Raw genomic sequence first — 19864 nt, forward strand, 5'->3', positions numbered from 1 at the left:
CGGAAGCCCGGAGCCCGGGCGAAATCGGAGAGCCTGCAACGGCTTTAGGGGAACCGGTCCACTATGGATGATTCGGCGAGCCGGGAGAGGCCTTCCCGGACCAGGCTCGCCCGCGTGTCGCCGATCGACTCCACCGCGCGCAGCTCGTCCACCGTCGACGCGAGCAGCCGTTGCAGCGAGCCGAAGTGCTCCACCAGCTGCCGGCGGACGGTGGCGGGCAGCCGCGGCACCCTGGCGAGCAGCCGGTAGCCGCGCGGGGTCAGGTGCTGGTCCAGCGCCTCCGGCGTGTCCGGGTAGCCGAAGGCGCCGGCGATCGCGGTCAGGTCCAGCAGCTCCGTGCCGTCGAGCTTGCGCAGCGCCGTCTCGACCTGCTCCGAGGTCGGCATCGCGCCGCTGGTCGGCAGGTACTCCTGCACGATCAGCTCCCGGTCCAGGTCGATGCCGTCGCGGGCGTGGCCCCGGCGGTCGCGCGCCTCCCGCGAGGAGCCGACCAGCTCGTCCAGCTGCAGCTCGATTAGCCGGCCGTCCTTGCCCAGCTCGACGACGTCGCCCTCGATCTCGTCGGCGATCCGCCGCACCATCTCCATCCGTTGCACGACGGTCATCGCGTCGCGCAACGTCACGTAGTCCTCGATCTCCAGCGCCGACAGCGTCTGCGCGACCTCGGCCAGCCGCGCGGTGTAGCGCTCCAGGGTCGCCAGCGCCTGGTTCGCGCGGGACAGGATCTCCGGCGAGCCGATCAGCACGTGCCGGTGGCCCTGCGTGTAGACGCTGATGATGCTCATCGACTGGCTGACGGACACCACCGGGTAGCCGGTCTGGATCGCGGTGCGCTCCGCCGTGCGGTGCCGGGTGCCGGACTCCTCGGTGGGGGTGCTGGCATCGGGCACCAGGTGCACGTTCGCCCGCATGATCCGCTTGGCGTCCGTGGACAGCACCACCGCGCCGTCCATCTTGGACAGTTCGCGCAGCCGGGTAGCGCTGAACTCGATGTCCAGGTGGAACCCGCCGTCGCAGAGCGCCTCGACCGCCGGGTCGTAACCGAGCACGATCAGGCCGCCGGTGCGTCCGCGCAGGATGCGCTCCAGCCCGTCCCGCAGCGCGGTTCCGGGAGCCAGCCGGGCGAGCGTGCCGCGCAGCTGCTCGTGGCTCATTTGCACCTCACGATCGTGAGCGCTTCGCTGAGGTTCGATACCACCGTGGCGCGCACGCCTTTCGGCAGCGGGCCCGCGTCCGGCGGCACCAGCGCCCGGTCGAAGCCGAGTCTGGCTGCTTCCGCCAGCCGCCGCCCGACGCCGCTGACCCGCCGGATCTCCCCGGCCAGCCCCACCTCACCGACCGCGATCAGGTTCGACGGGAGCGCCTTGCCCTTCTTCGAAGAGGCGATGGCCAGCGCGATCGCGAGGTCCGCGGCGGGTTCGTGCACCTTCGTGCCGCCGACCGTCGCGGCGAACACGTCGCAGTCGCCGGTGTGCACCTGGCCGTGCTTGCCCAGCACCGCGAGCATCATCGACACCCGCGCCGAGTCGAGGCCGCTGACCGAGCGCCGCGGCATGGCCATCTGGGTCTTCATCACCAGCGACTGGACCTCCACCAGCAGCGGGCGCTTGCCCTCCACCATCACGGTCACCGCGGTGCCGTCGACCTGCGTCTCCTGGCGGTTGATGAACAGCCCGGAGGGGTCCGGGACCTCGGCGATGCCGTCGTCGCGCTGCTCGAAGCAGCCGACCTCGTCGGCGGGGCCGAACCGGTTCTTCACGCCGCGCAGCATCCGCAGCGCCGAGTGCCGGTCGCCCTCGAAGTGCAGCACGACGTCGACCAGGTGCTCCAGCACGCGCGGACCGGCCACCGTGCCGTCCTTCGTGACATGCCCCACCAGCACCACCGGCAGGCCGCGCTCCTTGGCGAGCGCCACCAGCGCGGTGGTCACCGCGCGGACCTGCGTGACGCCGCCGGGGCTGCCGTCGGCCTCGGGCGACTGCACGGTCTGCACCGAGTCGACGATCAGCAGGCCCGGTTTCACCGCGTCGACGTGCCCGAGCACGGCGGAGAGGTTGCTCTCGGCGCCGAGGAAGAGCTCCGGGTGCACCGAGCTGGTGCGCTCCGCGCGAAGGCGCACCTGACCTGCGGATTCCTCACCGGTGACGTAGAGCGACGGGCCGGGTGAGGCGCCTGCGGCCCACCGGTGCGCGACCTCCAGCAGCAGTGTGGACTTGCCCACACCTGGCTCGCCGGCCAGCAGCACGACCGCGCCCGGCACGATGCCGCCGCCCAGCACCCGGTCCAGCTCCGCGATGCCGGTGGACACGGCGCGGGCGGAGTCGAGGTCGACCTCGGCGATGGGGCGTGCCGGTGTGGCGGGTGCGCCCGCCGCGACCTTCGTCAGTACCGGGCGGGCGGCGGCCATCTCGTCGATGGTGCCCCACGCCTGGCAGCTCGGGCAGCGGCCGACCCACTTGGCGACCTCGTGGCCGCAGTCGGCGCAGCGGTATGCGGGGCGGGCGGCGCGGGCGTTCTTCGGGGGCACGCCGCGAGGCTATCCGCCCGCGACGACAGGCCCGATCACCGGCATCGCGGCAACCTCGCGGATTCCCCACCTTCGAGTGGATCAAGCGGCGGGCAGGTCCCGTGGCCGACGCAATTTCAATGGAAATCGGACATTCGATTTCCATTGAAATTGCGCCAACCCAGCCGGGCAGCCTGGGGGAGCCAGCGCCGGTATCAGTCGCGCGAGTCGCGGCGCGCAGGACATCTCGCGCAGGGCATCTGAAGTGCGAAATCGGGCCGCCCCTGAGCGGGGACGGCCCGATTCCGGTGAAGCCTGCGGTCAGTGACCGCCGCCCTGCTCGGCACCCGGCAGCGGGCTGCCGTGCTCGGGGCGCGGCGTGTGGTCTGGGCCCACCGGGACCTGCACGGTGACCGAGCCGGCCTTCTCGAAGACGAAGGTCACCGGGACCGTCACGCCCGGCGTGATGTCCTGCTTGAAGCCGTTCAGCGTGATTTGCACCTCGCGGTCCGCGGACGTCTCGCCCTGCTGGACCGCCGCGGACTGGCCGACGGAGTGCAGCGCGGTCCGGCTCGGCACGTCGGTGATCCCGCCGAGGGTGGCCGACGCGGCGTAGGGGCTGGTGACCTGGACCAGCTTGTCGTCCGGGCCCTCGTTGGTAATCACCAGCTGGACCGGGGCGGAGGAACCGGCCGGGTAGCGGGCGTCGGAGGTCGGGAAGGTGAACGTGGCGTTGCGGATCGCGATCTGCTTGAGATCGCCGCTGCCACCGTTGACGGCGGCGACCTGGGTGTCGGTCTCGGTCACCTGACCGGCACTGCACCCAGCGAGGGCGACGACGGCGCCGAGCCCGATAGCGGCCGGGATCAACCGCAGGCGGACGGCCTTGAGATGCTGAGGGCGGCTCACGGTTGCAGCGTCCTTCCTGATTGCCGGACAACCGGGGGAAGCTTAATCCCCGCCTGCACATGCCGTTCCAGGGGCTAGCCGAACTACCTATTTCGGGGTCACCGGGCGCCGCCGCGACAACCCCATCGGAGTGTCCATAGTGGACGGTTTCAGTGGGCCGAAAGGTGCGTCCTTGCACGTCCGGGGCATTGTTGTCAACCCCTGTTCACGGCCTGACCTGCGATTACGGATGGTGAGGTGGTCGAGGTCCAGTTGCCCCACGTGTTAAAGTGGGCGTAGCGAAAGGGGCAGAGGACACATGGTTTTCAAGGTCGGAGAGACCGTCGTCTACCCGCATCACGGTGCCGCGCTCATCGAAGCAATCGAGACTCGTGTGATCAAGGGCGAGGAGAAGCAGTACCTCGTCCTCAAGGTCGCGCAGGGCGACCTGACCGTGCGCGTTCCCGCGGACAACGCCGAGTTCGTCGGCGTCCGGGACGTTGTCGGCCAGGAGGGACTCGATCGGGTCTTCGACGTGCTGCGGGCCCCGCACACCGAAGAGCCCACGAACTGGTCTCGGCGGTACAAGGCCAACCTGGAGAAGCTCGCCTCCGGCGATGTGAACAAGGTGGCCGAAGTGGTGCGCGACCTCTGGCGACGCGAGAAGGATCGCGGACTGTCCGCAGGAGAGAAGCGGATGTTGGCGAAAGCGCGGCAGATCCTGGTCAGCGAGCTGGCATTGGCCGAGGGTACCGACGAAGGCAAAGCGGAAACCCTGCTGGACGAAGTCCTCGCCGCCGCAGTGTGATCATCGGGAACAGACGAGCGTGAGCGTAGTTGCGCTGGTCCCCGCGGCGGGTCGCGGGGTGCGCTTGGGTGCCGGGATGCCGAAGGCGCTGGTCCCGGTGAACGGTGAATCGTTGTTGTTGCGCGCGGTCCGCGGCTTGTTGGCCTCGGGCCGCGTGCACCACGTCGTGGTCGCGGCACCGGCCGATCAGGTCGAGGTCGTGGCCGCGGAGCTGGCCGCGCTGCCGTCCGCGCACGTGGTCCCGGGGGGAGCGGAGCGGACCGACTCCGTGCGGCGCGCGCTGGAGACGGTCGAGCGGGTGGCCCCGGACGCGCGGGTGGTGCTGGTGCACGACGCGGCGCGGGCCTTCACCCCAGCTTCGATGATCCGGGACGTCGTGGCCGCGGTCGAGCGGGGTGCTCCCGCGGTGATCCCGGTGCTGCCGGTCACAGACACGATCAAGCAGGTCGACGAGGCAGGTGACGTCGTTTCGACCGTGGACCGCTCACGGCTGCGGGCGGTGCAGACCCCGCAGGGCTTCGCCATCGACGTGCTGCGGGAGGCCTACGCCGCGGCCGGTGATGTGGCAACCGATGACGCCGGGCTCGTGGAGCGGGTCGGGGGCAAGGTGCACACCGTCGACGGGCACCCGCACGCCTTGAAGATCACCACCGCCTTCGATCTGGCCATCGCCGAGTCGGTGCTGGCCGTGGTCGGCGTGACTTCGGATGCGGGTGTTGCGAACGACACTGGAGAACTCGAGTGACCGAGCTGCTGCCCCGCGTCGGCCAAGGCGTCGACGTCCACCCAGTCGAAGCCGGGCGCGACTGCTGGATCGCGGGCTTGCTCTGGCCGGGCGTGGACGGCTGCGCCGGGCATTCTGACGGCGACGTCGCGGCGCACGCGCTGTGCGACGCGCTGCTGTCGGCGGCTGGGCTCGGCGATCTTGGCGCGGTGTTCGGCACCGATGACGACCGCTGGGCGGGCGCCCATGGGGTGGACTTCCTGGCCGAGGTGCGAGACCGGGTCGCTGCGGCGGGTTTTCGGATCGGCAACGCGACCGTGCAGGTGATCGGCAACGCGCCGCGCATCGGCAGGCGCCGCGAGGAAGCGCAGCAGGTGCTCTCGGCGGCGATCGGCGCGCCGGTCTCGGTTTCCGGCACGACCTCCGACGGCCTGGGCCTCACCGGTCGCGGCGAAGGCGTCGCCGCTGTCGCCACCGCCCTGGTCGTCCCGACTGCCTGAGTCCGTGAGTGCTTTTCGGCGCTACAGCACCGAAAAGCACTCACGGGCACCGATCAGCGGCTTCTGGAGTAACGGACATGTACCGGGGTGTAACGGGTAGGCGGAGTCGGGGAAAACTCAGGGCTCGCGGTCTGGAATGCCAGGGTCGGTGCGCGCCATGCTCGACACATGGAGATCGAGCGGAACCGGTGGGTGCGTCGGCTGCTCATAGTGCAGCCGGTGCTGGCGTGGCCGATGTCGTTCGTGTTGTGGTCCGAGGGCGACGGCCTCGGGCTGGCGGCGGCCGTGATCCTGTTGTGGGCAAGCGCGGCGATCTGCATCGCGGGCATCGTCGTCCCGATGCGAAACCACCAGACCCCGCGCTGCTGACCGCACCGCAGTTTCAATTGAAACTGCGGTGGGGACCTCGCGGTTCACAGTTTCAATTGAAACTGTGAACCAACGGGCCAGGGGCGGGGCGGCGTCGTGAGCTTGGACGCATGTCGGTGCCCGGCCCGGTTCAGTCCACTTACCGTGGATCCCGTGACTCTGCGCGCGGTGCTCTTCGACTTCTCCGGCACGCTCTTCCGGCTGGAGGAGGACGAGTCCTGGTTCTCCGACCTCGCCGACGCCGACGGCACCCCCTTCGACCTTGCGGCGCAGGCCGAGGTCATGCGCCGGATGACCGCGCCGGTCGGCCAGGTCGTGCAGCTCGGCCCCGAGTTCCAGGACGCCTGGGAGAACCGCGACCTGGACCCCGCCCTGCACCGCAAGGTCTACCTGGAGGTGCTGCGCAGCTCCGGCGTGCTGGACGGCCAGGCCGAGGGCCTCTACGAGCGGCTGATCGACACCGACTTCTGGACGCCGTACCCGGACGCCGCGGACGTGCTGCGCCGGGTGCACGAGGCGGGCATCAAGATTGGCGTGATCAGCAACATCGCGTTCGACATCCGCCCTGCCTTCGAGCGGATCGGTGTCACCCGGTACGTCGATGAATTCCTGCTCTCCTACCTCGAAGGCGTGATCAAGCCGGATTCGAAGATCTTCCTGCGGGCCTGCGAGCGGCTCGACATCGCGCCCGGCGAGGCGCTGATGGTCGGCGACAGCGAGGAGGCCGACGGCGGCGCGGCCGCGGTCGGATGCCAGGTCGCGATCGTCGACCCGGTGTCCACCACCGAGCGGCCGGACGGACTGCTGACCGCCGTCCGCGACGTGCTGCGCTGACGATCACTACCCCTTGACTCGCCAGGCCCTGTCGTGATTGGGGGTCGACCTGCCCCCGTACCATCAGGGGCGTGAGCCTGCACCTGCATGACACCGCGACCCGCACGACGCGCGAATTCCACCCGCGCTGCGACGGAGTGGCGTCGATCTACGTCTGTGGTGCCACCGTGCAGGGCATTCCTCACGTAGGACACGTCCGCAGCGGCCTGAACTTCGACGTGCTGCGCCGCTGGCTGCAGCACACCGGCCAAGACGTGCGCCTGGTCCGCAACGTCACCGACATCGACGACAAGATCCTCACCAAGGCGGCCCAGGCCGGTCGCCCGTGGTGGGAGTGGGCCGCGACGCACGAGCGCGCCTTCGAGCGGGCCTACGACCAGCTCGGCTGCCAGCCGCCGTCGGTGCTGCCGCGCGCGACCGGGCACGTCACGCAGATGGTCGACCTGATCCAGCGGCTGATCGACAAGGGACACGCGTACGCGGCGGGCGGCGACGTCTACTTCTCGGTGACCTCCTACGCCGACCACTACGGCAAGCTCTCCGGGCAGCGCCTCGAAGAGGTGCAGCAGGGCGAGACCCTGGCCAGCGGCAAGCGCGACCCACGCGACTTCACGCTGTGGAAAGGCGCCAAGCCGGGCGAGCCGAGCTGGCCGACGCCGTGGGGCCACGGCCGGCCGGGCTGGCACCTGGAGTGCTCGGCGATGGCCACCTTCTACCTCGGCAGCGAGTTCGACATCCACGGCGGCGGCCTGGACCTGGTGTTCCCGCACCACGAGAACGAGCTGGCGCAGTCGAACGCGGCCGGGGACGGCTTCGCGCAGTACTGGATGCACAACGCCTGGGTGACCATGAGCGGCGAGAAGATGTCGAAGTCGCTCGGCAACACCCTGTCCATCCCGGCCGTGCTGCAGCGCGCCCGCGCGGCCGAGCTGCGCTACTACCTGGTCACCCCGCACTACCGGTCCACGATCGAGTTCTCCGAGGCGGGGCTGGCCGAAGCGGTCGCCGCGTACCGCCGCATCGAGTCGTTCGTCCGCCGCGTCGGCCAGCGCGCCGGCAGCGTCGAACACGGCGCGCTGGCCGCGGAGTTCACCGCGGCGATGGACGACGACCTGGCGACGCCGCAGGCGATCGCGGCGGTGCACAACGCGATCCGGGAAGGCAATGCCGCCCTGGACCGCGGCGGCGACGAGGCGGCCCGGGACGCGGCAGCGTCGGTGCGGGCCATGACGGACGTGCTCGGGTTGGACCCGCTGTCCGAGCAGTGGGCCGACGACTCCGGCGCGGACGACGCCGCGCACCGCGCGTTGTCCGACCTGGTCGAGGCACTCCTGGAACAACGCCAGCAGGCCCGCAAGGAGCGCGATTTCGCCACCGCCGACCTGCTGCGCGATCGGTTGCAGGACAGCGGGATTGCCGTCGAGGACACCCCCGACGGTCCGATGTGGACATTGAAAGACGGGTAACACGTGGCCGGCAACGACAAACGCCGCGGCGGCATGCGCAAGAGCAACAAGAAGGGCATGGTCGTCGGATCCGGCGGGCAGCGCCGTCGGGGGCTGCGCGGCAAGGGCCCGACGCCGAAGGCGGAGGACCGGGTCAGCCACCCCGCGAAGAAGCGCGCCGATTCCCGGAGCAAGACGGAGCAGCAGCGCGCGAAGCGCCGGGCGCAGCAGGACGCGCAGCCGGAACTGGTGGCCGGGCGCAACCCGGTGGTGGAGTGCATCCGGGCCGGCGTGCCGGCGACCGGGCTGTACGTGGCGCAGGGCATCGACATCGACGACCGGGTCACCGAGGCGGTGCGGGAGGCGAAGTCGCGCGGGATCTCCGTGGTCGACGTGCCGCGCATTGAGCTCGACCGGATGACGAACAACGCGCTGCACCAAGGACTTGCGCTGCAGGTGCCGCAGTTCAGCTACGCGCACCCGGAGGACGTGCTGACGGCGGCCGGCGATTCCGGGATGCCGCCGCTGATCGTCGCGCTCGACGGCGTGACCGACCCGCGCAACCTCGGCGCGGTGATCCGGTCCGCGGCGGCGTTCGGCGCGCACGGCGTGATCGTGCCGCAGCGGCGCAGCGCCGGGATCACGGCGGTCGCCTGGCGCACCAGCGCGGGCACGGCCGCGAAGCTGCCGGTGGCCAAGGCGGTCAACCTCACCCGCACGTTGAAGGACCTGAAGGACGCCGGGCTGATGGTCATCGGTCTGGACGCCGACGCCGACATCACCTCGGACGAACTGGAGCTGGCCACGGAGCCGCTGGTGGTCGTCGTCGGCTCGGAGGGGCGCGGGTTGTCGCGGCTGGTCCGGGAGACCTGCGACCAGACGGTCTCGATCCCGATGGCAGGCGGCGTGGAGTCGCTAAATGCCTCGGTCGCCGCGGGCGTGGTCCTCGCCGAGGTCGCCAGCCGCCGCCGGCGGTCCTGATCACCAGGCCCCACCAAACCGCAATTTCCATTGAAATCGGACCTTCGATTTCAATGGAAATTGCGGTCGTTGTCCACATCCTCCGGAGTTGTCCACATCCTCCGGAGTTGTCCACATCCTCCGGCGTGTCGTGCCCCGACACGCCGGAGGACTGCAATTTCAATGGAAATCGGACCTTCGATTTCCATTGAAATTGCGGGTTACCGTTGGTTCTGGCTGAGGATCGTGTCGACCGTCAGGGCTGATGCAACGACCATGCTCAGCAGCGGATCCGCCAGCGGCCGATGGATCTGCAGGACGTAGTTGTCCGCCGTGGTGAACGCGGCCTTCGCCAGGCCCTGCCAGGTCTTCGTGATCCGCCCGATCTCCGCGTCGGCGTGGTCGAGCACCTTGATGTCCCAGGCGCGCAAGTTCTCGGCGTGCAGGCCGCCGATGCGCTGCCCGTTGACCTCGAAGTCGAATCGGGCCTTTCCCCAGACGTTCGTCAGCTTGATGTCCCCGACCGGCGACTGGTCCGGTCGCTGCACGTGGACCGTGCCCTTCCACATGGTCGCTGGGCGGGTCAGCACCAGGACTGGGCGGCCGGTGATGTCGCGGATCTCCAGCGTCACGGTCATCAGCGAGTCGAGCTTGGTGAGCATCCGCAGCGCCTTCTGCGCGCCGCTCTGGCCGACCTGCATGACCGAGCCGAGCTGGCGCCCATGCTGGTCGTAGACCACGTACTCGTTCGCCACCTCGATCAGCTTCGCCTTCTGGTTGATCACCAGAACCGGCTCGGTGAACAGCGTGCCACCGCCGCCTGCGACCGCGCCTCCGACGGCGGCCCGCTGCTGCACCTGGTGCTGGATGGACGCGGCGTCGCCGGTGCCGCCCATCGCGAGCTCGATGGCGGACGCGTCGTTCTGCTGCGCTGCCGAGTGCTGCTGGACGTATTGCTGCGGGTGCTGCTGAGCAGGCTGCTGGGCGGGCTGGACGTGCTGGGTCCACTGCCTGCCGTCCCACCAGCGCACATAACGCTGATCTGTCTGGTCCGGGTACCAACCGGGCGGCGGCGGAGCGTTCATGAACCCCAGGCTAGGTGATCGCGGGACCGGCTGTCCGGGATTCGTACCCGTCGCATTCCGGGCCGGTGACGTTCGGGGCTCGGCTAGAGTCCGACGAGCAAGAAAGCTGAACCCCGCTCAGAAGGGGAGGCGCGGGCCTCCCGCACCCCGAGGCCCCCGATGTCGTTCGCAAGTCCGCTGTTCCTCTGGTACTTCCTGCCGGCCGTGCTCGCGGCCGTGGTGATCGCACCCCGCAGCGGACGCAACGCCGTGATCGCAGTCGCCAGCCTGCTGTTCTACGCCAGCGGCGCGGGCGGGACGACGCTGCTGCTGCTGGCCTGCATCGTGGTGAACTACTTCGCCGGGCGGCACCTGGAACCCGACGAGTGGGGCGTCGAGCGGAACCGGCGGAAGTGGTTGCTGATCGGCGCCGTCGCGTTCAACCTGACGATCCTGGCGGTGTGGAAGTACGCCGGGTTCGCCACCGCGCAGCTGGCGGTGCTGAGCCAGTGGTTCGGCGGCGACTTCCCGGTGCTGCACCTGGCGCTGCCGATCGGGATCTCTTTCTACACGTTCCACCACATCTCCTACGTGGTGGACACCTACCGCGGGGAGCGCCCGGCGCTGCGCGACCCGGTCTCGTTCGTCACCTACATCGCGATGTTCCCGCAGCTGGTGGCCGGTCCGATCGTGCGCTACCGAGAGATCGCCGACCAGTTGCCGCAGTGGCGCACCCACCGGCTCGACGACATCGCGGCGGGCTTCCCCCGGTTCGCGTGGGGCCTGACGAAGAAGGTCGTCATCGCCGACACGCTGGCGCCGATGGTGGACGCCTGCTTCGCCACCCCGAACCAGGACATGACCTTCGCGATCGCCTGGCTCGGTGCGATCGGCTACGCGATGCAGCTGTACTTCGACTTTTCCGGCTACTCGGACATGGCGATCGGGCTGGGCCGGATGCTCGGGTTCCGGCTGCCGGAGAACTTCGCCCGGCCGTACTCGTCGGTGACAATCACGGAGTTCTGGCGGCGCTGGCACATGTCGCTGTCGCGCTGGTTCCGGGACTACGTCTACATCCCGCTGGGCGGCAACCGCCGGGGCACCGCGCGCACCTACCGGAACCTGGCGATCATCTTCGTACTGACCGGTTTCTGGCACGGCGCGGCGTGGACGTACCTGGTGTGGGGGCTTTTCCACGGCGCGCTGCTGGTGGTCGAGCGCGCCTTCGGCTGGTCGCACGCGCCGAGCGGCATCCGGGCCCGCCTCGGTCGCCGCGCGCTGACGCTGCTGCTGGTGGTGGTCGGCTGGGTGTTCTTCCGGTCGCCGGACCTGGGCAGCGCGTTCGTGATGCTGCGCCACATGCTGGTGCCGGATTTCGCGGGCCTGACGGACATCGTGTCGGCGTCGGTGACGAACCAGCGCCTCGTGTTCCTGCTGCTGGCGCTGGTGGTCGTGGCGCTCCCGGCGAACTCGGGCACCGGCCCGTTCCTGGAAGCGGTCCGGACCCCGCAGGCCTACGCCCTCCGGATCGGAGTCCTGACCCTCGGCCTCGGCTACGCGGGCCTCCTCGTCGCCACCGGCTCCTTCAGCCCTTTCCTGTACTACCAGTTCTGAGCAACGGGGTTCGTCACCAGCGGATCGCCGCCGGGCATGCCATCTACCAGCAAAGACGGTGCCGGTCGGTGACTGTTGTTGACGGCCTGTGAGGGGTGCCGTGTGCCCACATGTGCCCTAGCAATGTCCACAGTGGGCACGCAGCAAGGCTTGATCACCCCGGCTTGCGCTGTTGGCCGGCGGGGGCGCTGGCGGTAGGCACATGGCGGGGGCTGTCGGTTGGACAGCCCCCGCCATGATCAGTAGGTGTCCGCGCCGCTTGGGGAATGCTGTTCAGCGCGGGTCGAACTCTCCGGCCTTGACGTCAGACAGGAAGGCTGTCCAGGCCCCGAGGGGGAACGGCAGGATCGGACTTGCGTCACCCAGCTTGCTATCCCGGACGCCTGCCGCGTTCACCACTCGCGCGACCTCGACGCAAGCACCTCCAGTGTTCCCGCTGCGGCTGCTCTTGCGCCAGTGCGCTTGGCTGAAGTCTGGGGCGCGCATCGTAGCTCCCTCGTTGTGGTCACAGCTCCCCGGCGATCTTGCTGATGAGCTCAACCGACTCTGCCGGGCTCAGCGCCTGCTCTTCAAGAGCGCTGTAATGCAGGTTATATGAAGCAATTTCGTCGGGGTCCTCGATGTAGACGCAGCCCGTGAGGTACTCCGCGAAGGGAACATCCGGATCTTCCGGCTCTGGGAAGCTCAGGATGATGAAGGGAGCCTCCATCGAGGGGTAGGCGCCGGCGCTGAACGGGAGTGCCCGAACGGTCACGTGGTCGAGCTTCGTCATCTCGATCAGCAAGGTGAGTTGTTCACGCATGACTTCCGGACCGCCGACGAGGGTTCGAAGCGCAGCCTCGTGGATGATCGTGCTGAGCAGGAGAGGATCAGCTTCGTGAAGACGTGCCTGCCTCTGCATCCGTAGGTCCGCACGTTCGGCAACATCGTCGATGCCCGGCGATGCACGCATGATCTCTTTCGCATAACGCGACGTCTGAAGAAGCCCAGGGATCAACTGGTGCGTGAACTCGCGGACATGGCTGGCTACGCTGGCCTTCCAAGCGCGGCAGAAGGACTGGTGGCAGCGCTACGGCAAGGGAATTCTCAAGAAGGACTTCGACGAGTACGTTGGTTTGGAGTCCGAACTCTTGGAACGCCGTTCACCGTGCTTTACCTCGCTGACCCGGTGGCGACATATGCCTACCTCGAAGGGCTGACGGATGCCGACCACCGGGACCGCCCCAGTCATACCAGCGTGTACGTCCAGGCATTCGATAGGCTGAGGTTGCTGCTCTCGATGACAGAGAGTCGGCGCGAATACTCGAACAACGAGCCAGTGAGCTTTAGTGAGGGAGCAGTATCATGCGTGCCCCTGACCTGGGACCGGTGACCTGGCGCAAGTCAAGCCGCAGCAGCGGTAACGACAACTGCGTCGAAGTTGGCGAAGCGCCTGCGGTGCGGAGGGTTCGTGACTCCAAGCTCGGTGAGGCAAGTCCGATTCTGGCGTTCAGCCTCGACACCTGGGCTGCCTTCATCTCCGACGCGAAGTCAGGCCGTTTCGACAGCTGACCGAACGACAAAGGCGGCCGTGAGCCACACGCGGGCGAGCAGTCGCCGGTCCCGCGCTTCCCGCTCGTACTCACGAACCGTGCGGCGGGAGACCGAGCAACTCCATCACCACGTCAGCAACGGCGCCTCGGGCATGCCATAACGGCGGCGGTGAAGCGTGGAACTCCAGGTCTTCGACCCGAACCCACGCCGCCAAAGCGTCGAATACCGCCGTGCATGCCATCTACTAGCAAAACGGTGCCGGTCGGTGACTGTGTTGGACGGCCTGTGAGGGGTGCCGTGTGCCCCACATGTGCCCCAGTACTGTCCACAGTGGGCATTCTGCGCCCGAGAGCGGAGACGGATATGTGATCATTCGCGAGCAGGTGCAGGCCGCCCACGCTGCCGGATACACCGCGGATACGCCCTGCAACCACCGATGCCGAACCCTATGCGGGCGTGCCGCTGCGGCCGTGGGAACGGGCGCGCGTGCGAAATGACGAGCTTCGTCGATACGAGCGGGAAGCACGGGACCGGCGACTGCTCGCCCGTATCCGTTGACAGACGGCTTGGCGCAAAGGGTTACAGGCTGTCAACGGACGTTTGGTAGTCCGGATGGGTGGACAGTTGGCCCCCGGGGTGGTGGACATCGGTGTTCCGGGTTGATGGACAGCGGTTCTCCGGGGGGTGGTCAGTTCAACGGGATCACCCCCTTGCCGGCGAGTGCTTCGGCGAGTCGGTGGGAGTCGCCCTTGGTGGTGACGAGGTGTGCGTGGTGCAGTAGCCGGTCGACTGTCGCGGTGGCGAGGGTTTTGGGCAGGATCGAGTCGAAGCCGCTGGGGTGGATGTTGCTGGTGACTGCGATGGAGCGGCGTTCGTAGGCGGCGTCGGTGATCCGGTAGAACGCTTCGGCGGCGTCTTGCCCGGTGGGCAGCATGCCGATGTCGTCGATGACGATGAGGTCGCAGCCGCAGATCTTGCTGATGGCGCGCGCTATGGTGCCGTCGACTTTGGCTTTGCCGACCGCGGTGGTCAGGGTTTCCAGGGTGAACCACGCGACGCGCATGTCGTTTTCGATGGCCGCGTGTGCCAGGGCCTCGACGAAGTGGCTCTTGCCCGTGCCGGAAGGTCCCGCGACCGCAAGATTCTCTTGCCTGCCAACCCATTCCAGAGTGGACAGGGCGTTCTGGGTGGCCTCGGGAATCGAGGATTTCTCGGGCCGCCAGGAGGAGAACGTCTTGCCGGTGGGGAAGTTCGCGGTCTTGCGGCGTTGCCTGCGGGTGGCCGAGGCTCGCCCGGTGACTTCTTCGTCGAGCAGGACACGCAGGACTTCAGCGGGATCCCAGCGCTGGGCGCGGGCGGTGGCGAGCACGTCGGGTGCGGCTTTGCGCAGGTAGGGCAGCCGCATCCGGCGCAGGATACGATCCAGCTCGTCGGGGATGGCGGGTGCTTTGGGGCTGCTCATGCGCCGAACACCTCCCACCCCCGGGTGCCGGGCTGGACCGAGTGGTTCTCGTCGGCCCGGATGACCGTCTCGGCCGGTCCGCGGGCGGTGATGTGGTCACAGATCGAGGCGAGGTCGTCCTCGGCGAACCTGCCGGCGATCGCGGCCAGCCCCAGCGCCTCGTCGACGCGGTCGGTGCCGAGCAGGGCGGCGAGCTCGACCGCCCGGGCCATCTTGGCGCGGATGCGGGTCACGCCGGTCGCAGCCGCCTCGACCAGCCAGCGTCTGGCCCCTTCGCCCACAGCGAGGAACGCGACCTCTTCCGGGGTGCGGGCGCGCACCTTGGGCGTGCGGGGCAGGTTCCCGCCCGGATGGTGCGGGTAGTGGGCGTCGGCGATGCGCGGGTTGCCCGGGGTGGACAGCTCGTGCCGGGCGATCTCGGCCGGCCCGGCCGGGCTCCGGCCGGTGATGACCAGCTCGTCGCCGGTCACCCGGACCCATACCTTGCTGCCCTGATATCCGTCCGGGGTGGAGTAGCGCACCGACCCGAACCGGATCGTCTGATCGGTGTCCACCAGACGTTCCTCGCCCAGCGCGATCGCGTGTGGTTCGGCGGGTAGGACATGCAAATGCTGCCGTTCGGCCGCCAGCCGCTGCACCGGTGCCGTCCCGGTCTCCCGGTGCGGGCGGGCGTTGACGCGTTCACACCACTCAAAGCACGCATCCGCGAGTTCGGTGAACGAGGAGTAGTCCGGCAGCAGGTTCGCCGTCGTGGGCACCAGGTCCGCTTTAGCGATCTTCACCGTGTGTTCTGAGCCGCCTTTGGACTCCGGGTCGAACGGCTCGCATGTCTCGACCTTGCAGCCGTAGTGCCGGCCCGCGGCGACGATGTCGGGATGCCGCACCGGTACCCCGGCCACCCTGTCAATCGTCACCGTCCTCGGATTGTCGGTGAGCAGATAGGTTGGTGCGCCACCGATCCTGCGGAGCATCATGTCCACACAGGACACCAGGGTGCCCAGAGTCTGGTCCCACACCGGCAGCACCACCCGGTATCGTGACCACGACAGCCACGCGCAGAACAACTGAGTACGGCGGCCACCGACCCGCGGGCCTTCGCCCCAGTCGAACTGGCACCACATGCCCGGCTCGGGCACCCACGGCCGGTACTTGCGCCGGTGCCCGGCCCGAAACGCCGCTTTCGCCTCGGCCACCGCACGCCGCGTGGAGCGGTCGGTGCCGGTGAACCCCATCGCCACCAGACGCTGGTGCACCACATCCGCGCGCACCCTGCCCTGGGATGCCTCCACCAGCTCCTCGAGCTTGCCCACAAACGGGTCGATCGAGCGAGCCCGGCGAGTTCGCACCAGCGGATCCCGCCCGGCATCGCGGATCGCGACGTAACGCGTCACGGTCTTCTCATCCACCCCAGCCAACTGGGCAGCGGAGTGCGCGCAGCGGGTGAGGTCGAACGCTTCCAAAATCTCCATGATCTCCCTGTCAGACTTGGTCACGGGATCCCTCCAGGACGACGTCGGCATTGATCAGCAATCAGAGCCAACCCCGCCGGAGGGATCCCTCCCCGCATTACTGCTCAGGCGTGTCCCGGAGATCACACGTCCGCACACCCGGAAATCTCATGTCCGCCGATCCGGACCAAACTGTCCACCCACCCAGATTTTTCCGTGTCCGCTGACACAGGCGTTCGCCGCTAAGCGTCGTGGTGCACAGCAGGAGTGGCGGGGCACGTAATGGCAGTTGACCTGTGCAGGTTTCCCGTTTGGGACACCTGCACAGGTCACACAGGTCACCGAATACGCAAACCTGAGTGCAACAACGAAGCGGGGGCTGCTCGGTCGGCAGCCCCCGCTTTCGTCGCTCGGTCAGCGGTCGAAACGATCTGACTTCAGATTGGAGACGAAGGCAGCCCAGGTGCTGCGGTCGAACGATAGAACCGGGCTCGACTCGCCGAGCTTCGAGTCACGAACCCCACGAGCTTGGGGAGCCTCGCCAACCTCGACGCACTGCTGCGGGTTTCCGCTGCTGCGGGTCGACTTGCGCCAGTTGGTGAACGCTGCGGCGTTCATGCTGACCCTCCTTGGGGACGATTGATCACAGATAGTTGTCCGCTTCGCGGAGCAAGTACTCACGAGAGGCCACCGGATCGAGTGCTGCCCCTGTGAGCCGTGCCCACAAGTGACTGTACGTCTCAACGTCGTCCTGCTCGTCGAGGTATCGGCCATCGTGGAAGTCTTCGAGGTAGACGAACTCCAGCGGACCGGCCTTGCCCGGCGACGGGATGCGGAACGTCGTGAATGGGTAAGTGCAAGCAGGTGGATAGGTCCGGGCCTTGAATGGCAGGATCTGCAGCTGTACGTTCGCCAGCGTGGCCACCTCCGCGAGGAGGAGCAGCTGCTCCCGCATCACCTTGGCGTCGCCGACCTGCCGACGCGCGCACGACTCCGACATCACGAACCCGATCTCGGGCGCAGAAGAGCGATCGACGATCTTCTGCCGCTCGAGCCGCGCCCTGATGGCGTTGTCGATCGACTGATCGAACACCCGCGGACCGCCCTCGGTGAACATCGCCCGCATGTAGTCCTCGGTCTGGAGAAGCCCTGGCACGAGCTCGGCTTGGTAGCAGCGGATTGTGCTGGCGTCCTGCTCAAGGTCGACCGCCATCCGGAAATGCTTCGCGTAAACGGATCGGTAGCCGGACCAGCGCCCGCGTTGGTTGCAGTGCTTCGCGGTCTCCAGCGCCCACGCCTTCTCCTCGTCCGTCGCCCCGTACCTGTCGAGAAGGACCTGGATGTCGAGCGTGCGGACGCTGCTCTGGCCGCGTTCCAGCCGGCTGAGCTTGGTCTCCTTGTTGCCCAACACCTCGACGGCCTCGGCGAGAGTCAACTCGCGTTCCTCGCGGAGTCTCTTCAGCTCCTTCCCGAGTTGCAGCTGAAGCACTGTCGGTGTCGGCATGTCGATCAGCCTTCCATGTTCCTGGTCACACAGGTCTCGGGCGGATGTGACATGTCATTGAAGCAACGCTCTGTGACATGTCGATGATCCGTCCGGCTGAAAGTTGCCGGTGACATGTCATCGTAGGATCTCGTTCTGATAGAAACCTACCGTGACATGTCACCGACAACTTTCGGGGGTCGACGTGGTTGCGAAGGATCTGAGTCCCGAGCCCTGGTTGCGGCCTCACCTGGCGGCGCTTGAGGCGAGCGTGACGGCCGGCTTTCGGTTCGTGCATCTGCCGGGGTTCGACGACGTGCTCGCGGTTCAGGGCTGGCGAGTTGACCACGGTGCGATGGACATGTTCTTGGTGCGAGCGCCGTTGGACGCGTTGGCGTCGAGGGTTCGTGTCGAGGACCTGAACTTCGCCGGGGCGTCGCCGACGCTGTGGGAAAAGAGCGGCGCGGTCGCCGACGTGGTTATGGAGTTGCTCGGGCTTCCAACACACGGCTCACCCGGGGCACCGATGTTGGCGCAGTCGCGGTCGCTTCTGTGGGTGCCTGGCGATGCCCTGTCGTGACTGGCGCGGAGCCGAGCGAGGTGTGGCCCGGGCTGTTCACCGCCCTGTTGCACCGGGTTTCGCCGGTCAACGCCGGGCGGTTGTCGTTCGGGCCGAAGCGGGTTCGGCTCGGGCTTGCTGATTGCGGTGCTTTGTGTACGCCGCCGCATCCGTTTGTGGTTGGACGCCTGCCGAGGTGTCCGCATTGTTTCGGAAGGGATTGAACTGGGGTGTCTCATTTACTGCTGTTCCTCGCGGGCATGGTGCCCGCTCTCGCGTTGCTCGTGCTTGTTGCCTGGCGGATGTACGCCGCCGAGCCTGCGGGCCAGCACACGTGTGCCGGTGAGGGCGCGTTGACGGTCGCCCATCTCCTCAGCCGGGTCGAGCGCGAGCGCAGCGAAGTCGCGAGCACGGGGCGGCATGCGTTGCGTGAGGACGTTGCGGCCAGGATCGCGGCGATTGTGGGGGCGGTGTAGCTGTGTCGACTCGACTTCTTGGGGGCGCGGTTCCTCGTATGCGGCCGAGTTATCAGCGTCCTGAGGATTACGAACCGGCCGAGCGACTCGTGGAGGCGTACCGCTGTCCCCGCGGTGAGGCTTTCACGGTGACGTTCGCCGTCGATAGTGCGGTGCCGGAGACGTGGGAATGCCGGCAGCACGGGCTGTATGCGCTGCGTGTCGACCTGGCCGCCTCTGTTGCCGACATGCACGCCCGCGGCCGCTGGGGTGTTGGAAGGGCGCCGCAGGGGCAGCCGTGGAAAACGCACCTGGAGCAGGTGCTGGAGCGCCGCAGTCCCAGGGAGTTGCAGGAGCTCGTCGACGAGCGGCTCGGCGAGCTCGCAGCGGCACGGGATGGGGCATGACGAGCCCGCTGCACGGGCCACGACTGCCCACTTGGGCCGAACATGATTCGTTGCATCCGTCGAATCCGTTGTCGTCGAGCGGGAACCGTCGTTACGTCCTCGACGACTACGACGAAGATCACGGGTTTTGCTGGCGTTGCCGGATGCGAGTGCTCCGCCTTTCGACGCGCTACCGCGTTCATGTTTCTCAAGCGATCAGGAGGAAGTCTTGCTATGCGGAAGATCAAACCTGGCACCCGGCTCAAGCCTGCTGCGCGCGAAAGCTCGCGCGCGTCCTCAAAAGTAAGTACGAGAAAGGCGCGAGTATTCGGCAACTCTGCAAGGAGTCCGGGCGGTCTTACGGGATCGTGCACCGCATGCTCGCCGAGGCCGGTGTCCAGTTCCGGCCTCGCGGCGTAGCCGGCAAAGCCGCCGAAGAGGCCGCGCCGCAGTTTGACCAGCGCTCCGCGCCGATCCTGTCTCGCACTGCGCTATGAGTACGACCGGGCCGAAGCGGTTCCTGCCGATGGCGTGGCGTGTCGAACGGGTCTCGTCGACCGAGGTCTACACGTTCCGCTGGGGTAGGGGTGCTGGCTTTTTCACCGTGCATCGCGGCGATATCGGCAGCGCGCATGAGGACGATCACCTCATCGACACCATCCATATTGGACGCGGCTGGGTTGATGAGTCGGACGTCGCTGCGCAAGCGCGGTCGTGGTTGCGCTCGCGGATCGGTCCGCGCCGCCGTGGTGCCTGAGTTTCCAAGACTGCTCGATGTCGATGTCCCCGATCGTTGGCATCGAGCTCGGCCGGTCGGGGCGGGCTT

Annotated in this window: 25 protein-coding genes; 15 read left to right on the plus strand and 10 right to left on the minus strand. The window is 67.9% G+C overall.

The window, feature by feature from the left end; all coding sequences use genetic code 11:
* Positions 1–44: 44 nt before the first annotated feature.
* The 3 genes from disA to ACRXBZ_RS21880 form a co-directional block, all read right to left on the minus strand.
* Positions 45–1154, minus strand: a complete 1110-nt coding sequence (gene disA / locus ACRXBZ_RS21870; protein WP_433880672.1) for a DNA integrity scanning diadenylate cyclase DisA — start codon at positions 1152–1154, stop codon at positions 45–47.
* Positions 1151–2527, minus strand: a complete 1377-nt coding sequence (radA, locus tag ACRXBZ_RS21875) for a DNA repair protein RadA (protein ID WP_433880673.1) — start codon at positions 2525–2527, stop codon at positions 1151–1153. Before radA ends, disA begins: the two co-directional genes overlap by 4 nt.
* A gap of 300 nt (positions 2528–2827) precedes the next feature.
* On the minus strand, positions 2828–3415 hold the full coding sequence (locus ACRXBZ_RS21880; RefSeq protein WP_433880674.1) for a copper chaperone PCu(A)C domain-containing protein: 588 nt from the start codon (positions 3413–3415) through the stop codon (positions 2828–2830).
* 298 nt (positions 3416–3713) lie between these two features.
* Between ACRXBZ_RS21880 and ACRXBZ_RS21885 the strand changes: the two genes are divergently transcribed.
* The 7 genes from ACRXBZ_RS21885 (at position 3714) to rlmB (ending at position 9055) form a co-directional block, all read left to right on the plus strand.
* Positions 3714–4202 (plus strand): CarD family transcriptional regulator, encoded by a 489-nt coding sequence (locus ACRXBZ_RS21885; protein WP_433880675.1) that lies wholly within the window; start codon positions 3714–3716, stop codon positions 4200–4202.
* Between the two features lie 19 nt (positions 4203–4221).
* Positions 4222–4947 carry a 2-C-methyl-D-erythritol 4-phosphate cytidylyltransferase gene (ispD, locus tag ACRXBZ_RS21890; RefSeq protein WP_433880676.1) on the plus strand — a complete coding sequence of 242 codons (726 nt, stop codon included), beginning with the start codon at positions 4222–4224 and terminating at the stop codon, positions 4945–4947.
* Positions 4944–5426, plus strand: a complete 483-nt coding sequence (gene ispF, locus ACRXBZ_RS21895; protein ID WP_433880677.1) for a 2-C-methyl-D-erythritol 2,4-cyclodiphosphate synthase — start codon at positions 4944–4946, stop codon at positions 5424–5426. The genes ispD and ispF overlap by 4 nt, the downstream gene beginning before the upstream one ends.
* Before the next feature lie 168 nt (positions 5427–5594).
* Positions 5595–5795, plus strand: coding sequence for a hypothetical protein (locus tag ACRXBZ_RS21900; RefSeq protein WP_433880678.1), 201 nt, complete (start codon positions 5595–5597; stop codon positions 5793–5795).
* A 153-nt stretch (positions 5796–5948) separates the two neighbouring features.
* Positions 5949–6629, plus strand: a complete 681-nt coding sequence (locus tag ACRXBZ_RS21905; RefSeq protein ID WP_433880679.1) for an HAD family hydrolase — start codon at positions 5949–5951, stop codon at positions 6627–6629.
* A 71-nt stretch (positions 6630–6700) separates the two neighbouring features.
* The gene (gene cysS, locus ACRXBZ_RS21910; protein ID WP_433880680.1) at positions 6701–8095 is read left to right on the plus strand and encodes a cysteine--tRNA ligase; all 1395 of its coding nucleotides are present in this window, start codon (positions 6701–6703) and stop codon (positions 8093–8095) included.
* A gap of 3 nt (positions 8096–8098) precedes the next feature.
* The gene (gene rlmB, locus ACRXBZ_RS21915) at positions 8099–9055 is read left to right on the plus strand and encodes a 23S rRNA (guanosine(2251)-2'-O)-methyltransferase RlmB (protein WP_433880681.1); all 957 of its coding nucleotides are present in this window, start codon (positions 8099–8101) and stop codon (positions 9053–9055) included.
* A 200-nt stretch (positions 9056–9255) separates the two neighbouring features.
* Here rlmB and ACRXBZ_RS21920 read toward each other — a convergent pair whose 3' ends face one another.
* On the minus strand, positions 9256–10119 hold the full coding sequence (locus tag ACRXBZ_RS21920; protein WP_433880682.1) for a phospholipid scramblase-related protein: 864 nt from the start codon (positions 10117–10119) through the stop codon (positions 9256–9258).
* 159 nt (positions 10120–10278) lie between these two features.
* Between ACRXBZ_RS21920 and ACRXBZ_RS21925 the strand changes: the two genes are divergently transcribed.
* Positions 10279–11712 carry an MBOAT family O-acyltransferase gene (locus tag ACRXBZ_RS21925; RefSeq protein ID WP_433880683.1) on the plus strand — a complete coding sequence of 478 codons (1434 nt, stop codon included), beginning with the start codon at positions 10279–10281 and terminating at the stop codon, positions 11710–11712.
* A gap of 273 nt (positions 11713–11985) precedes the next feature.
* Here ACRXBZ_RS21925 and ACRXBZ_RS21930 read toward each other — a convergent pair whose 3' ends face one another.
* Both ACRXBZ_RS21930 and ACRXBZ_RS21935 read right to left on the minus strand, forming a co-directional pair.
* The gene (locus tag ACRXBZ_RS21930) at positions 11986–12198 is read right to left on the minus strand and encodes a DUF397 domain-containing protein (protein WP_433880684.1); all 213 of its coding nucleotides are present in this window, start codon (positions 12196–12198) and stop codon (positions 11986–11988) included.
* A 19-nt stretch (positions 12199–12217) separates the two neighbouring features.
* Positions 12218–12709 (minus strand): DUF5753 domain-containing protein, encoded by a 492-nt coding sequence (locus ACRXBZ_RS21935; protein ID WP_433880685.1) that lies wholly within the window; start codon positions 12707–12709, stop codon positions 12218–12220.
* A gap of 7 nt (positions 12710–12716) precedes the next feature.
* On the opposite strand from ACRXBZ_RS21935, the gene ACRXBZ_RS21940 reads away from it, so the two are divergent.
* Positions 12717–12911 (plus strand): hypothetical protein, encoded by a 195-nt coding sequence (locus ACRXBZ_RS21940; protein ID WP_433880686.1) that lies wholly within the window; start codon positions 12717–12719, stop codon positions 12909–12911.
* Between the two features lie 145 nt (positions 12912–13056).
* A complete protein-coding gene (locus ACRXBZ_RS21945) occupies positions 13057–13263 on the plus strand; it encodes a DUF397 domain-containing protein (protein ID WP_433880687.1) in 207 nt (68 codons plus the stop codon).
* Between the two features lie 670 nt (positions 13264–13933).
* On the opposite strand, the gene istB is transcribed toward ACRXBZ_RS21945, so the two are convergent.
* From istB to ACRXBZ_RS21965, 4 genes are all read right to left on the minus strand, one after another.
* Positions 13934–14707, minus strand: a complete 774-nt coding sequence (istB, locus tag ACRXBZ_RS21950) for an IS21-like element helper ATPase IstB (protein ID WP_433879554.1) — start codon at positions 14705–14707, stop codon at positions 13934–13936.
* Positions 14704–16176, minus strand: coding sequence for an IS21 family transposase (gene istA / locus ACRXBZ_RS21955; protein ID WP_433883877.1), 1473 nt, complete (start codon positions 16174–16176; stop codon positions 14704–14706). Before istA ends, istB begins: the two co-directional genes overlap by 4 nt.
* A gap of 393 nt (positions 16177–16569) precedes the next feature.
* Entirely contained in the window at positions 16570–16773 is a 204-nt protein-coding gene (locus ACRXBZ_RS21960) for a DUF397 domain-containing protein (protein WP_433880688.1), read from the minus strand.
* 25 nt (positions 16774–16798) lie between these two features.
* The gene (locus ACRXBZ_RS21965; protein ID WP_433880689.1) at positions 16799–17659 is read right to left on the minus strand and encodes a helix-turn-helix domain-containing protein; all 861 of its coding nucleotides are present in this window, start codon (positions 17657–17659) and stop codon (positions 16799–16801) included.
* Between the two features lie 250 nt (positions 17660–17909).
* On the opposite strand from ACRXBZ_RS21965, the gene ACRXBZ_RS21970 reads away from it, so the two are divergent.
* From ACRXBZ_RS21970 to ACRXBZ_RS21990, 5 genes are all read left to right on the plus strand, one after another.
* On the plus strand, positions 17910–18218 hold the full coding sequence (locus ACRXBZ_RS21970; RefSeq protein WP_433880690.1) for a hypothetical protein: 309 nt from the start codon (positions 17910–17912) through the stop codon (positions 18216–18218).
* 209 nt (positions 18219–18427) lie between these two features.
* Positions 18428–18673, plus strand: coding sequence for a hypothetical protein (locus ACRXBZ_RS21975; RefSeq protein ID WP_433880691.1), 246 nt, complete (start codon positions 18428–18430; stop codon positions 18671–18673).
* Positions 18674–18711: 38 nt separating this feature from the next.
* Positions 18712–19059 (plus strand): RNA polymerase-binding protein RbpA, encoded by a 348-nt coding sequence (locus tag ACRXBZ_RS21980; protein ID WP_433880692.1) that lies wholly within the window; start codon positions 18712–18714, stop codon positions 19057–19059.
* Entirely contained in the window at positions 19056–19535 is a 480-nt protein-coding gene (locus ACRXBZ_RS21985) for a helix-turn-helix domain-containing protein (protein ID WP_433880693.1), read from the plus strand. The genes ACRXBZ_RS21980 and ACRXBZ_RS21985 overlap by 4 nt, the downstream gene beginning before the upstream one ends.
* Positions 19532–19795 (plus strand): hypothetical protein, encoded by a 264-nt coding sequence (locus ACRXBZ_RS21990; protein WP_433880694.1) that lies wholly within the window; start codon positions 19532–19534, stop codon positions 19793–19795. Before ACRXBZ_RS21985 ends, ACRXBZ_RS21990 begins: the two co-directional genes overlap by 4 nt.
* The last annotated feature ends 69 nt before the right edge of the window (positions 19796–19864 follow it).

Origin of the sequence: Saccharopolyspora hattusasensis (assembly GCF_050972075.1) — a bacterium.
In the GTDB taxonomy this organism is placed as follows: Bacteria; Actinomycetota; Actinomycetes; order Mycobacteriales; family Pseudonocardiaceae; genus Saccharopolyspora; species Saccharopolyspora hattusasensis.

What these genes read in the sequence shown, in the direction of transcription:
- disA (WP_433880672.1), bottom strand. Translation starts at nt 1,154, where the DNA reads ATGAGCCACGAGCAGCTGCGCGGCACGCTCGCCCGGCTGGCTCCCGGA.
- ACRXBZ_RS21930 (WP_433880684.1), bottom strand. Translation starts at nt 12,198, where the DNA reads ATGCGCGCCCCAGACTTCAGCCAAGCGCACTGGCGCAAGAGCAGCCGC.
- ACRXBZ_RS21925 (WP_433880683.1), top strand. Translation starts at nt 10,279, where the DNA reads ATGTCGTTCGCAAGTCCGCTGTTCCTCTGGTACTTCCTGCCGGCCGTG.
- ACRXBZ_RS21945 (WP_433880687.1), top strand. Translation starts at nt 13,057, where the DNA reads ATGCGTGCCCCTGACCTGGGACCGGTGACCTGGCGCAAGTCAAGCCGC.
- ACRXBZ_RS21985 (WP_433880693.1), top strand. Translation starts at nt 19,056, where the DNA reads ATGACGAGCCCGCTGCACGGGCCACGACTGCCCACTTGGGCCGAACAT.
- ACRXBZ_RS21885 (WP_433880675.1), top strand. Translation starts at nt 3,714, where the DNA reads ATGGTTTTCAAGGTCGGAGAGACCGTCGTCTACCCGCATCACGGTGCC.
- istB (WP_433879554.1), bottom strand. Translation starts at nt 14,707, where the DNA reads ATGAGCAGCCCCAAAGCACCCGCCATCCCCGACGAGCTGGATCGTATC.
- ACRXBZ_RS21920 (WP_433880682.1), bottom strand. Translation starts at nt 10,119, where the DNA reads ATGAACGCTCCGCCGCCGCCCGGTTGGTACCCGGACCAGACAGATCAG.
- istA (WP_433883877.1), bottom strand. Translation starts at nt 16,176, where the DNA reads ATGGAGATTTTGGAAGCGTTCGACCTCACCCGCTGCGCGCACTCCGCT.
- ACRXBZ_RS21960 (WP_433880688.1), bottom strand. Translation starts at nt 16,773, where the DNA reads ATGAACGCCGCAGCGTTCACCAACTGGCGCAAGTCGACCCGCAGCAGC.
- ACRXBZ_RS21980 (WP_433880692.1), top strand. Translation starts at nt 18,712, where the DNA reads ATGCGGCCGAGTTATCAGCGTCCTGAGGATTACGAACCGGCCGAGCGA.
- ACRXBZ_RS21965 (WP_433880689.1), bottom strand. Translation starts at nt 17,659, where the DNA reads ATGCCGACACCGACAGTGCTTCAGCTGCAACTCGGGAAGGAGCTGAAG.
- ACRXBZ_RS21990 (WP_433880694.1), top strand. Translation starts at nt 19,532, where the DNA reads ATGAGTACGACCGGGCCGAAGCGGTTCCTGCCGATGGCGTGGCGTGTC.
- ACRXBZ_RS21900 (WP_433880678.1), top strand. Translation starts at nt 5,595, where the DNA reads ATGGAGATCGAGCGGAACCGGTGGGTGCGTCGGCTGCTCATAGTGCAG.